This is a genomic window from Bacillus daqingensis (assembly GCF_042654445.1).
GTDB lineage: Bacteria > Bacillota > Bacilli > Bacillales > Salisediminibacteriaceae > Alkalicoccus > Alkalicoccus luteus.
Map to the genome: position 1 here is coordinate 300,928 of NZ_JBHSGK010000021.1, position 12,516 is coordinate 313,443.

The following is a 12,516-nucleotide window of genomic DNA, read 5'->3' on the forward strand; positions in this document are numbered from 1 at the left end:
TCAGGCTTCTTTCACGGTGCGCCGTTCAATCCGATTTTCCTGAACAGCTTCGATTATGCGGTTGACGTAGATCCCTGGTGTATGAATCGACTGCGGGTCAAGCGTTCCCGCTTCAACCAGGTTTTCTACTTCAGCGATTGTCACTGCTCCGGCAGCCGCAATCATCGGGTTGAAGTTTTGAGCTGTTTTACGATAAATTAAGTTGCCGTACGTATCACCAGTATGTGCACGTACGATGCTGACATCTCCGGTAATGGCATGCTCGAGTACGTACTCCTTGCCATCAAACGTTCTGACTTCTTTACCCTCTGCAATCGGTGTGCCGACTCCTGCAGGCGTATAAAAAGCGGGGATGCCTGCTCCGCCGGCACGGAGTCTTTCCGCTAAGGTTCCTTGAGGTACAAGCTCAACTTCCAGCTCTCCGTTGATCACCTGACGCTCAAATTCCTTATTCTCACCGACGTATGACGCATAAATCTTGTTAATCTGCTTTTTTTCAAGCAGCAGGCCGAGTCCCCAGTCGTCGACTCCGCAGTTGTTGGAAACAATCGTTAAATCTTTAACGCCGCTATCGACAAGCGCCTTAATGACATTTTCAGGAATGCCACACAGGCCAAAACCGCCGACGAGAATAGTCGAGCCGTCCTTTATATCAGCTGTGATGTCTGCCGTGTCTGTGTATAGTTGTTTCACAACGATCATCCTCTCCTGATTAATTACGCGCTATACGGGATAAATTGGACGCTTTCTCTCTGAAAAAACGACATCTTTACCGGCATACAGCTCAAACCGGGATGCCAAATTGTCTCGAAGCGCGCCTGCAGGTATGACATCGTCGACAATCATTTCGGATGCAAGCCTGTAAATATCTATGTTTTCCTGATATTCTTTCCGCTTCTCCGCTATAAAAGCCGGTCGGTCTGATTCGTCCAGCGCCGCTATTTTATTTGCATACACAGCGTTCACTGCTGCTTCAGGTCCCATCACTGCTATTTGAGCAGAAGGAAGCGCTATGCAGGCATCTGGTTCAAAGGCCGGCCCTGCCATCGCATATAAGCCAGCTCCATATGCTTTTCGCACGACTACTGAAATTTTAGGAACAGAAGCAGAAGACATAGCTGCTACCATCTTTGCACCGTGACGGATGATCCCTGCTTTTTCTACTCTCGTTCCAATCATAAAGCCCGGAACGTCAACGAGGAAAAGCAGCGGAATACCAAATGCATCACACATCGTAATAAATCTCGCTGCTTTATCGGCAGAATCGTGAAATAGTACGCCGCCCTTCTGCTTTGGCTGATTTGCGATAATTCCTACTGTGCGCCCTTCTATTCTTGCCAGACCGGTAATCAGCTCCTTTGCAAACAACGCCTTCACCTCAAAAAAGCTGCTTTCATCAATCAGTCCATCGATAAACTGATGCATATCGAATGGCACGTTCTGATTGGCAGGCACAAGCTTTTCCAAATCCTTTTCAACAGCTGGTACAGCTTCTTTTACTGCGGAAACTGTTTGATAGTTTTCCGGCATATACGAAAAATAAGAGCGGGCTGCTTCAATCGCTTCAGGTTCATCAGCCGCCAGTACATCCCCACAGCCCGAAACAGAGCAGTGCATTTTAGCGCCGCCCATTTCTTCAAGACTAACTTTTTCCCCAATGACCATTTCTGCCATTCGCGGAGAACCCAGATACATACTTGCATTGCCTTCTACCATGATGACGATGTCACAAAACGACGGAATATATGCTCCTCCGGCAGCAGAGGGACCGAACAACACACAAATTTGCGGAACCATCCCGGAAAGCTTTACTTGATTATGGAAAATCCGTCCGGCACCGCGACGGTTTGGGAACATCTCGATCTGGTCCGTAATCCTTGCTCCAGCGCTGTCTACCAAATAGAACATCGGAGCTTTCAGCTTTAGTGCGGTCTCCTGAATACGAATGATTTTTTCGACCGTCTTTGCCCCCCACGATCCAGCCTTCACGGTTGAGTCATTGGCCATTACACACACGGTGCGGCCGTCTACTTTACCGATCGCCGTGATAACACCGTCTGCAGGTAATCCTTCTGTCTCAGCGTTGGCAAATTTTCCATCTTCCTTCCACGAGCTGTCATCAAAAAGACGTGCAAGCCTGTCCCTGACAAACAGCTTGCCTTTTGAAGCATTCGCTTCATGATATTTCTCATTCCCGCCTTTTTCAATCTGCTCCACCCGCTCCTGCCAGGTTTTATCCAGTTTCAGCGTCATTCCTATCTCTCCTTATCAGCGTCCTGTAAATTCAGGCGGCCGTTTTTCCTTAAAGGCTCTTAACCCTTCAAGTCGATCTTCTGTCCCGATTGTCTGTTCATACTGCTTGCGCTCCAGCTCGAGCCCGGTCTGCAGGTCTGTCTGTATTCCCTGATTTACAGCTGTTTTTGCGGAACGAATGGCGAGTGGTGCACGGCTGTTAACGAGCCCAGCCATCATAGAGGCTTCCTCGTACAAGTGCTTCACCGGCACATATTTAAGGATCAGACCGCTTTCTTCCGCTTCATCTGCCGCAAGCTTGCGTCCTGTCAGAATCATTTCTTTTGCTTTCTGCTCCCCTATTAATCTCGGGAGCCGCTGCGTACCTCCAGCTCCTGGAATGATCCCCAAACCGGTTTCTGCGAGAGAGAAAAAAGCTTGATCGGTGCTGATTCGAAGATCACAGGCTAAAGCCAGTTCCAGACCTCCACCGATGGCATGGCCGTTTATAGCAGCGATAACAGGCTGCGGCATCTCGTAAACGCTTTCAATAAAGCTTCGAATGGAGGCTACTGCCTGCCATACTTCAGATTCCTGCATTTTAGAACGCTCTTTCAAATCAGCTCCAGCACAAAACACTTTCTTGCCCGCACCGGTTATGATGACAGAGCGGACAGCTGTGTCATGACGCCACTCCTGCAGGACGTCAGAAGCCTGTGCAATTAAGTCGCTGCTCAATGCATTCGCAGCATCCTCGCGATCCAGCGTAAGCCAGCCGGTCCGATCTCTTACTTCCGCCTGTATCATCATGCGCCATCCTCCTCTTCCTGCTGCAGCTGCAGCTGGTAGCTTGGCAGCTTAGTGCCGACGTGCGGCTCAATGTATTCTGCAGCTTTTACGAGCCCCTTTAGCGATACACCTGTTTTCACGCCGAGCGCATCCATCAAGTACTGCACATCTTCTGTCGCAACGTTGCCGGTAGCCCCTTTTGCATACGGACATCCTCCCAGACCCCCGTTGGCGCCATCAAATACTTGAATATTCTGCTCCAGACCGGCCATAATGTTTGCACAGGCGAGTCCGCGCGTATTATGGAAATGCAAAGCCAGTCTTCCTGTGGGTATGGTGGTTTTTAACTGGCGGATGACCTGCTTGACCTGAAGCGGATTTGCTACGCCGATCGTGTCTCCAAGCGACAACTCATCTACCCCCATGTCAAGCAGGGCATGTGCCGTCTTTTCCACCTGTCCGATCGACACCCTGCCTTCATACGGGCATCCAAAAACAGTAGATACATACCCTCTCACTGTTTTCCCCGCAGCTTTTGCTTCTTCAGCTACCTCCCGAAGGAGTGTCAGCGATTCTTCAGTCGACTTATTAACGTTCCGTCTATTGTGTGTGTCGCTTGATGAGACGAACAACCCTATTTCGTCGACGTCAGCACGAAGCGCGCGCTCAAGCCCTTTTGCGTTCGGAACGAGCGCCGCATACGTCACACCTTCTTTTCGCTTTAAATACCGGAACACATCGTCGGCATCAGCTAGTGCTGGGATCCACTTAGGTGATACAAATGACGACACTTCGATATAGGTGAGTCCGGCATCCGTAAGCTTTTCGATCCAGGCAACTTTTTTTTCCGTGGAGACAAGCGCCTGCTCATTTTGCAGACCGTCTCTAGGACCGACTTCCTTCAGAACAGCTTCCGCTGGAATCGTCATACGCCTGTCCCTCCTTAGCCGAGCTTCACTACGACATCTTCTTCATTCACAAAGCTTCCTTCTTCTACAAGTACTTCGGAAACGGTGCCGCTTTGTTCGGCTGCGATTGGAATCTCCATTTTCATAGATTCTAAAATCACAACTTCGTCACCCTCCTGTACCTCGTCGCCTACTTTTACGTTAATTTTCCATACGTTCCCTGCCATCGTTGTTTGAATGTCTGCCATCTTCTGCTCCTCCTTTACATTAATTCGTCTGCATTAAAAAGTGTGTATTTATTTCGGCACGCTGAAAACGCGGATCCTTCAACACCTCGATCAACATTGGGATATTTGTTTTGATCCCGGCTGTCTCCGCCTGTTCCAGTGCATCAATCAGCAGATTTACTGCCTGTTGTCTAGATTCGCCGCGGGCGATCACTTTTCCTACCATCGGATCGTAAAAAGGGCTGATCGTATCTCCTTCTACAAACCCCATATCATAGCGGATCCCTTCTACCTCAGGGAATTTCCAAGCTGTGATCGTTCCCGGAGAAGGGAAGAATGTTTTTGGATCTTCCGCATAAATTCGAGCTTCGACTGAAGCTGCTGCTGCATCAAACCGGACAGGAAGCTCGTCTAGTGCAGATCCGGAAGCAAGCAGGAGCTGCCATTCTACAAGATCGGTGCCGGTTGTTTCTTCAGTTACCGGATGTTCAACCTGTAAACGCGTGTTCATCTCCAAAAAGTATACATCCTCTTCGGCGCTTACGATAAACTCAACGGTTCCCGCATTCCGGTAGTGAATCGAAGCAGCGGCGCGGCGCGCTGATTCCTCAAGCGCTTCAATCGTTTCCGCAGCAAGAGCAGGTGCAGGTGCTTCTTCGATCACTTTCTGGTGCCGGCGCTGAACAGAACAATCCCGTGTCCCAAGCACTCGGACGTTGCCGTTTCCATCTCCAAACACCTGTGCTTCTACGTGGCGAGGATCAATGATGTATTTTTCGAGAAATAAATCACCAGATCCGAAAAAGGTCTCTGCCTTCTTCCGCACAGAAGCCGCTGCTTTCACAAGCTGTGTCTCATCGTCAACACGCTGCATGCCGATACCGCCGCCGCCTGCTGCTGCTTTCAGCATAACGGGGAAGCCGATGCTGCGAGCGGCAAGCACGAGTTCTTTTTCAGATTCTCCGTCAAGCACCCTTCCTGGTACAACTGGAACAGAGGCAGCTTCCATGAGTTTTCTCGCCTGAATCTTGTCTCCCATTTTTGCAATGGACTCAGGTGCAGGACCGATAAAAAGCATCCCTTCGGCTGCTACTCGTTCAGCAAACTCGGCATTTTCAGACAGCAGACCATAGCCGGGATGAATCGCATCAGCACCAAAATCCTTTGCCGCCTGCAGGACCGCGTCCATGTTCAAGTAGCTTTCTTTTACGCGGGCTCCGCCGATTTCCACTGATTCATCCGCCATCAAAACATGCTGAGCGCGGCTGTCAGCCTCCGAATAAACGGCGATACTGGTAATATCGAGACTGCGGCACGTACGGATAATTCGGCAGGCGATTTCGCCGCGGTTTGCAATTAACAGTTTATTGATCATATTTAGTTCCCCCTTCATCAGGCTTGTGGACAGCCGATTTCACGTGCAATGACCAGACGCTGAATTTCAGATGTGCCTTCCCCGATCTCCATCAACTTCGCATCCCGTAAAAACCGCTCGATTTTATATTCGCGCATATAGCCGTATCCGCCGTGTATCTGCAGCGCTTCATTACAAGCTCTCGTTGCAGCTTCAGATGCAAACAGCTTCGCCATTGCCGCTTCTTTTTTAAATGGCTTTTTATGATCCTTTAACCAGGCAGCCTTCAAAATCATGTTTTTAGCAAGCTCCAGCTCCATTGCCATGTTGGAAAGCTTAAATTGGATAGCCTGAAAGCTGCCAATGTGCCGCCCAAACTGCTTACGCTCATTGCTGTAAGCTAGTGCAGCCTCATAGGCTGCACGGCCGATGCCAAGTGCCAGTGCGGCAATAGAGATCCGGCCGCCGTCAAGCGTGTATAAAAACTGATTAAACCCTTTTTCCGCGTCCCCAAGAATGTTTTCCTCCGGGACTTCTACATCTTCAAGAATGAGCTCTGTCGTATTCGATCCTCTTACGCCCATTTTTTCGTACTCTGCTCTGATCGTAAGTCCTTTGGCATCAGCAGGTACAATAAATGCAGAAATTTGCTTTCGTCCGTTTTCACGCTCCCCGGTTACCGCTGTTACGATAATCGTCCTTGCATAGCTCGCGTTTGTAATCCAGCACTTTTCCCCATTGATGATATAGCGGTCGCCTTTCTTCACGGCCTTCGTCCGAGTTCCGCCTGCATCTGAACCGGCATTTGGCTCAGTCAAACCAAAAGAACCGAGCGTTTTACCTGATGCAAGCGGCGTCAGATGCTCTTGCTTCTGGGCTTGTGTGCCAAAATGATAAAGCGGTGACGCTCCGAGAGATACGGCTGCAGCATAGCTTAACCCGGTGCTTCCGCAAACTTTTCCGATTTCTTCAACTGCGAGGATATAGGAAATAGTATCTCCGCCAGAGCCGCCGTATTCTTCCGGAAATGGAATTCCAAGCAGACCAAGCTCCCCCATTTGCTTAAAAATCTCTTCAGGAAACCGTTCCTCTTTATCGATGCTGTCTGCAATCGGGGCAATTTCTTTTTCTGCAAAATCCTGTACCATATCTTGAATCATGCGCTGTTCTTTCGTCAGTTGAAAATCCATTCTCTTCTCTCCTCTCCATTATGTAAGGGCTTACATTTTACCGCAAATAAGAAACGGCACTGACTGAGCATTCGTTCAGATTGTACCGCTGTAAATAAAAGTATAATAGAGCGCATGTAAAATGTAAAGCTGCTCGAAAAATTGATTACGATCAGGGAAATGGCCGCTGTCAAAGCGGCCAGAACGTCATAATATCGAATACGCCGATAAAAATGATTAGAACGCCCGCTGCGGTTTGCACCCACTTACCGGCTTGCTTGCCTAATTTAACTGCTTTGCCTCCCAAGTCCAAATACCAAATAACAAATACAAGAAGCAGAAAAGGCAATGTTGTACCAGCTGCGAACAATGCCGGCATGATCGCTCCAGCAGGTGATGCCACTGCAGCCGGCATCATGAGGACGAAGAACAGAATGAACATCGTCGGGCAAAATGCGAGTGAGAAAGTAAACCCGAGCAAAAATGCCCCTCCTCCCCGTCTCGATTTTTTCTCAAATCGATATGGTATGCGGAAATTCAGAGGAAGAAATCCGGCTAGAAATAACCCGATCGCGATCAAAAGCGGCCCGATCATCCAGCGGAAGGGTTCAAAGAAAAGCGGGAGCTGCCGCTGGAATTCCTGTCCGAGCAAAAACACGATAAGTCCCAGCAGTGAAAAAGCTGCTGCTTTGCCTGCTAAAAACTGAACGGTGTCCAGCCAGGAAATACCTTTACGGATGGAATTGGAACCATAAAGCGTCATCGCTGTAATGTTGCCTGACAGCTGACAAGGAGCAAGTGCTCCGACGATTCCTAAAGCAAACGCATACAGCATCGGAAATGACTGGACGCTTTCAGCTGCATTCATAAATGGATCCCGTATAATCTGGATGATGCCGTCAACCGTTTCAAACATATAATTAATCCTCTCTTAAATGAAAGTGTGGAATAAACTGCTATTGTCTTTGCAACCGATGCATATGTAAAGTATATCAGGGTAATAGAGAGGTAAACACGTTAAAGAGCTGGAGGAATGATGATGCACATCTCTATTTTTGGCGCGACCGGCAGAACCGGAAGCGAATTTACTTCAAGAGCACTTCAGGCGGGCTGGACGGTGACTTTGCTGATCCGCTCACCGGAGAAGGTTCCTGAAGCGTGGAAAAATCATCCGTCCGTTACAATGATTACAGGAAACGCTCTGTCTAAGGATGATGTATCCAAAGCCATAGACAGCCGTACAGAAGCTGTTTTTTCCGCTCTCTCCACGGATAAGGCCGATGTATTAAGCCAGGCTGTACCTGCTATAACAGCCAGAATGCAGGAGCTGGGGATTTCACGATTTGTGTCGATTGGTACTGCTGGTATTTTAAATGCGATGCACACACCGGATAAATTTCGTTACGAAACGGATGAATCTAAAAAACCGATGACTCGCAGTTCGATCGAACACGCCTTTGTGTTCCATCATTTAACTGACAGTGAGCTGAACTGGACTATTTTTTGTCCAACTTATCTTCCTGACGGCACTGAAGCACGTCCTGTTTCATGGAAAATTGACTTTATGCCGAATGCAGGCAAGCGTATCACTCCTGCTTCTACTGCAGCTTTTGTTTTTGAACATTTTTTGAACCCTCAGTTTTCTCACTGTCGTGTCGGTCTGGCAGAGGAATCGGAGTCATAAACGGCAAAACCGGACCCGGGCTCACTTGAGCGTTTAGAGACCGCAAGCCCTGTTCCTGTTATTGAGAGCCGCTGCAAGTTCGTTCCCATCTGCCCCCATTTTAACAGTGTTTAACGCTGTCTAACAGGAGCAGGCTGGGCTATTTGTCAGATAAACCCTTTGCTTCGACCAAACGCCATCCAGTCCCGGCTGCTCGCTATATGCAGCTTTTTTGCAGCGCTGCGCCGGTGATTTTCTACGGTTTTTTCCGATATACCGAGCACTGCTGCTGTTTCCCGAACGGTGTAGCCGTGAATTCGCATACGAACAGCTTCTTCTTCTCTAAGCGTCAGTTCTTCAGCTGAGCTGCTTTGCAGGACTACTGCTCCCGGCTTCAGGTCCCCTCTCATAATACGGCTCAATCTTCGCATCCATTCGTCCAGCGAAAGGGTATCATAAAGCGGAAGGTCACGGCTTTTATCCTCTTCAGTCCCGATCAAATAAACGCCTGCTCCAGCTTCCTGGTGAAAGGAAGCCGGTGAAAGCGCACCTGGCAAGGCTGTATGAACGAAAATGTGTGTGAAAGAGTACAGTCTCATGCTTTTATACAACTCTTCGCGCGTGGCAGCTGTTACCATATAGTCAATGTCTCCCAAATCATACAGCAGCTGCACGAGTCCGTGCCTCATTAATTCGTGGTTCATGCCGATCAATACACGCATGTTAAAAACCTCCATTCACAAAACCGTCGTAAGCTGTTCAATAATTGCTCACAAATTCACATAACTTAGGGGTTATCCCCTATAAACGACCGTGATATTATCTATTATTATATATTTACGAGCGACTGAGCTCTACTATTTGAGTTTAATGACTGAGGGGGAGAATATATGTTTTTTGAGAACGATCCGGTCCTCTTAAGCAGAATACTTACCTATTTGACACTCGGGTTTCATGCTATATTCGCCACGATCGGTGTCGGGATTCCGATCATGATCGCCATTGCAGAGTGGATGGGGATTAAACGAAATGACCCGCACTATACGCTTTTAGCGAGACGATGGGCACGAGGGTTTGTGATCACAGTCGCTATCGGTGTCGTTACCGGTACTGCGATGGGACTGCAGCTAAGTCTGCTTTGGCCGAATTTTATGCAGGCTGCCGGCCACACAATCGGCTTGCCGATGTTTATGGAAGTTTTCGCCTTTTTCTTTGAAGCGATATTCCTCGGCATTTATTTGTACACGTGGGACAGGTTTAAATCGAAGATGCGCCATTTCCTGCTCGTTATTCCGATTGTAATCGGAGCGACAGCAAGTGCTTTCTTCATCACAACGGTCAACGCCTTTATGAATGCGCCGCAAGGTTTTGATATTATCGACGGCGTCGTTACAAATGTAAATCCATTAGAAGCCATGTTTAACCCGGCTACGCCGACGAAAATATCTCACGTGATCATTACGTGTTATTTAACAGCTGCTTTCGTGCTCGGTGCAATTGCTGCGGTGAAAATATTGCGCGGCAATAAATCCGTGTACCACCGCAAGGCCCTTCACATGACAATGGTTGCCGGTGCCGTATTTGCGGTTGGAACAGCTGTGATCGGAGATCTTTCCGGTAAATATTTGCACGAATATCAGCCTGAAAAGCTGGCTGCTGCTGAGTGGCACTTCGAAACTGAAACCGAAGCCCCGCTTATACTTGGCGGCATCATAAACGAAGATAATGAAATAAGCTATGCTCTGGAAATCCCTTACGCACTCAGTATCCTAGCAGGAGGGACGCCGGATACAGAAGTAATTGGCTTAAATGAATTTCCGGAAGAAGACCTGCCGCCGCTTTTTGTCCACTACTTCTTTGACTTAATGGTGTTTATCGGCATGTACCTCGCTGCCGTTAGTACACTGTTCGTCGTGATGAACTGGAAGAAGACGTGGAATGCCTTTAATAAGCCGCTGTTGATCATGGTCGCTGCTGGCGGACCGCTTGCGATTGTTGCCATGGAATCAGGCTGGATCTTCGCTGAAGTTGGTCGACAGCCGTGGATTTTAAATGGCATCATGCGAACCTCGGAAGGTGCTACTACTTCCGGACAAGTCGGATTAATGCTCATCCTGTTTGCTCTCTTATATACAGTACTCGCTGTTACATGCATCGGGGTGCTCCGTAAGATGTTTAAGCGCAACCCGGTTGAGCGGGAGATGTATAAGCGCGATATTCAAAACTATGAAGTAAAGTAATGACAGAGAAAGGAGTGGTCCGGTGTCATACGAAGTAATTGGAATTACAGTTCTCTGGCTGTTTTTATACGGCTACCTCATTGTTGCATCCGTTGATTTCGGCGCCGGCTTTTTCAGCTACTATTCGAAGCGAACGAAAAAAGATCACATGATTCACCCAATCATTCAACGCTATCTTTCACCGGTATGGGAAGTAACGAACGTATTTCTCGTATTTTTCTTTATTGGAATTGTCGGCTTTTTTCCGGAGACTGCCTATTACTACGGGACGGCACTGCTCGTCCCGGGCAGTATCGCGATAATTCTTTTAGCGATACGGGGCTCCTATTATGCGTTTGCCACTTACGGAGCTAAGGAAAGTAATTTTTATAACTTTCTGTATGGAGCAACAGGCCTGTTGATTCCGGCGTCGCTTACGACAGTACTGACAATTTCTGAAGGTGGCTACATTACCGTAGAAAACGGGAACGTCGAACTTTTATATGGAGAGTTATTCGGCAGCCTCTATTCATGGGGCGTCGTTATTCTTGCGATTGTCAGTGTTCTGTTCATCTCCGCTTCGTTTCTAAGCTATTATGCAGCACGGGCAAAGGATGAAACAGCGCTGAAACTGCTCCGAACGTATGCCCTCACATGGGCGTTTCCTTCTATCGGAATGGGAATCATTGTTTTCTTCCTGCTCGGAGGCCGAAATCCGGAGCATTTTGCCGGAATGCTCGACCTCTGGTGGATGTTTGCAATTTCAGCTGCTGCATTTACAACCGCATTCGTGCTGATTTTGAAAAAGCGAAACTACGGCATTGCCTTTATCATGGTCATGATCCAGTATTTCGCCGCATTTTTTGCCTATGGGGCTTCTCACCTGCCCTATTTGCTATACCCGTATTTAACTATTTACGACGGGTTTACGAATGAAGCGATGGCTACAGCACTTATCATCGCCTTCATTGCAGGTCTGCTTCTGCTCGTCCCATCCCTGTATCTGCTCATGAGACTATTTTTGTTTGACGCCGATTATGTTGAGGGTAGAAAATAACGAGAGGAGAATGATCCATGACTGATTTTCTGATATTTTGGGCCCCGCAGCTTGTTTTAGTCGCGTGTGTCGTGCTCGTCTTTTTGTGGGCTGCTAAAGGGAGGCCGCCGGCTTTCGTTCGGAACGCTGAAGCAGTAAACTACGATTCCGAGCAGGAAGCAGAGGCTTCTGCGCCGGAGCTTCACGATAAAAAGGCATCCGGCTCGTAAATCAAAACGGTCCTATTGTTTTGTTCAGCCTGAATGGCCTGTTCCGTTTCTGGAACAGGCCATTCAGGCTGTTGGAAAAGTCTTTCAACTTAATTATTTATTCGTTTGGTTGTTTTTCCCCTCTGTTAACCGAGCCTGCCGTGGGCTGGCCTTCAGCTATTTCTCAGGGTGACGTGACCCCTGTATGAAGGGAAGAAAGGCACGGCTTCACTCGGACACAGGCTTCTTACAAGAAGCCTTCAAGACCCAGTCCGGCTCCGCTCGTGCGTGGATGCCGCTCGCAGATCTGAGCGGCACGGAATCTTCAGGCTGCGTGGCTTCCACGTCCCCGCCGGACACGAAGGGAAAATGGATTTGTTTGTTGGAGAAAAACGTTCCGATCGGTAGATACGACTGTTCCATGGTACATGCGTGAAAGCACTAGTAATCCTTATTCGACATCGAAGCGTTGCCTATATAAAGGTTCCATCCATATGGAACAAGCACGTGTGAATCATCACCAGGCGTTTCAACCGGACTGGCAGCTGCCAAATTGGAGGATCTCGACTCCAGGAGGATCCGAACGAGGCGAAGATCCGGCGGACAGCAGGAGGGAGTGGTTAGCTGAGGCCGTTCCCTCCGGAAAGCGAGTGTCCGTAGATGCAGGCAGGTGCAACGTTATTCACTTAAAATGACTTTATCCATACTCT

Annotated in this window: 14 protein-coding genes; 5 read left to right on the forward strand and 9 right to left on the reverse strand. The window is 48.5% G+C overall.

What is annotated here, in order from left to right; genetic code table 11:
• The 8 genes from ACFO4L_RS17050 to ACFO4L_RS17085 all read right to left on the reverse strand — a co-directional run bounded on the left by ACFO4L_RS17050 (window position 1) and on the right by ACFO4L_RS17085 (window position 7,595).
• A complete protein-coding gene (locus tag ACFO4L_RS17050) occupies window positions 1-693 on the reverse strand; it encodes a CoA transferase subunit A (RefSeq protein WP_377910867.1) in 693 nt (230 codons plus the stop codon).
• Window positions 694-723: 30 nt separating this feature from the next.
• The gene (locus tag ACFO4L_RS17055; RefSeq protein ID WP_377910868.1) at window positions 724-2,253 is read right to left on the reverse strand and encodes an acyl-CoA carboxylase subunit beta; all 1,530 of its coding nucleotides are present in this window, start codon (window positions 2,251-2,253) and stop codon (window positions 724-726) included.
• 15 nt (window positions 2,254-2,268) lie between these two features.
• A complete protein-coding gene (locus ACFO4L_RS17060) occupies window positions 2,269-3,042 on the reverse strand; it encodes an enoyl-CoA hydratase-related protein (protein ID WP_377910869.1) in 774 nt (257 codons plus the stop codon).
• A complete protein-coding gene (locus ACFO4L_RS17065; RefSeq protein WP_377910870.1) occupies window positions 3,039-3,950 on the reverse strand; it encodes a hydroxymethylglutaryl-CoA lyase in 912 nt (303 codons plus the stop codon). Before ACFO4L_RS17065 ends, ACFO4L_RS17060 begins: the two co-directional genes overlap by 4 nt.
• Window positions 3,951-3,964: 14 nt before the next feature.
• On the reverse strand, window positions 3,965-4,177 hold the full coding sequence (locus tag ACFO4L_RS17070) for an acetyl-CoA carboxylase biotin carboxyl carrier protein subunit (protein ID WP_377910871.1): 213 nt from the start codon (window positions 4,175-4,177) through the stop codon (window positions 3,965-3,967).
• Between the two features lie 19 nt (window positions 4,178-4,196).
• Window positions 4,197-5,531 carry an acetyl-CoA carboxylase biotin carboxylase subunit gene (locus ACFO4L_RS17075; RefSeq protein WP_377910872.1) on the reverse strand — a complete coding sequence of 445 codons (1,335 nt, stop codon included), beginning with the start codon at window positions 5,529-5,531 and terminating at the stop codon, window positions 4,197-4,199.
• Window positions 5,532-5,548: 17 nt separating this feature from the next.
• Window positions 5,549-6,700 (reverse strand): acyl-CoA dehydrogenase family protein, encoded by a 1,152-nt coding sequence (locus tag ACFO4L_RS17080; RefSeq protein WP_377910873.1) that lies wholly within the window; start codon window positions 6,698-6,700, stop codon window positions 5,549-5,551.
• 169 nt (window positions 6,701-6,869) lie between these two features.
• Window positions 6,870-7,595: an urease accessory protein UreH domain-containing protein gene (locus ACFO4L_RS17085; protein WP_377910874.1), complete on the reverse strand. Its 726-nt coding sequence runs from the start codon at window positions 7,593-7,595 to the stop codon at window positions 6,870-6,872.
• A gap of 117 nt (window positions 7,596-7,712) precedes the next feature.
• On the opposite strand from ACFO4L_RS17085, the gene ACFO4L_RS17090 reads away from it, so the two are divergent.
• Window positions 7,713-8,363 carry an NAD(P)-dependent oxidoreductase gene (locus ACFO4L_RS17090; RefSeq protein WP_377910875.1) on the forward strand — a complete coding sequence of 217 codons (651 nt, stop codon included), beginning with the start codon at window positions 7,713-7,715 and terminating at the stop codon, window positions 8,361-8,363.
• 146 nt (window positions 8,364-8,509) lie between these two features.
• Here ACFO4L_RS17090 and ACFO4L_RS17095 read toward each other — a convergent pair whose 3' ends face one another.
• Window positions 8,510-9,064 carry a response regulator transcription factor gene (locus ACFO4L_RS17095; RefSeq protein WP_377910876.1) on the reverse strand — a complete coding sequence of 185 codons (555 nt, stop codon included), beginning with the start codon at window positions 9,062-9,064 and terminating at the stop codon, window positions 8,510-8,512.
• 168 nt (window positions 9,065-9,232) lie between these two features.
• Here ACFO4L_RS17095 and ACFO4L_RS17100 point away from each other — a divergent pair, with 168 nt between their 5' ends.
• The 4 genes from ACFO4L_RS17100 to ACFO4L_RS17115 all read left to right on the forward strand — a co-directional run bounded on the left by ACFO4L_RS17100 (window position 9,233) and on the right by ACFO4L_RS17115 (window position 12,501).
• Window positions 9,233-10,582, forward strand: a complete 1,350-nt coding sequence (locus ACFO4L_RS17100; RefSeq protein WP_377910877.1) for a cytochrome ubiquinol oxidase subunit I — start codon at window positions 9,233-9,235, stop codon at window positions 10,580-10,582.
• Window positions 10,583-10,604: 22 nt separating this feature from the next.
• Window positions 10,605-11,618, forward strand: a complete 1,014-nt coding sequence (locus ACFO4L_RS17105; protein ID WP_377910878.1) for a cytochrome d ubiquinol oxidase subunit II — start codon at window positions 10,605-10,607, stop codon at window positions 11,616-11,618.
• 17 nt (window positions 11,619-11,635) lie between these two features.
• Complete coding sequence (cydS, locus tag ACFO4L_RS17110; protein ID WP_377910879.1) at window positions 11,636-11,827, forward strand: cytochrome bd oxidase small subunit CydS family protein; 192 nt, start codon at window positions 11,636-11,638, stop codon at window positions 11,825-11,827.
• A gap of 473 nt (window positions 11,828-12,300) precedes the next feature.
• On the forward strand, window positions 12,301-12,501 hold the full coding sequence (locus tag ACFO4L_RS17115) for a hypothetical protein (protein ID WP_377910880.1): 201 nt from the start codon (window positions 12,301-12,303) through the stop codon (window positions 12,499-12,501).
• Window positions 12,502-12,516: the final 15 nt, after the last annotated feature.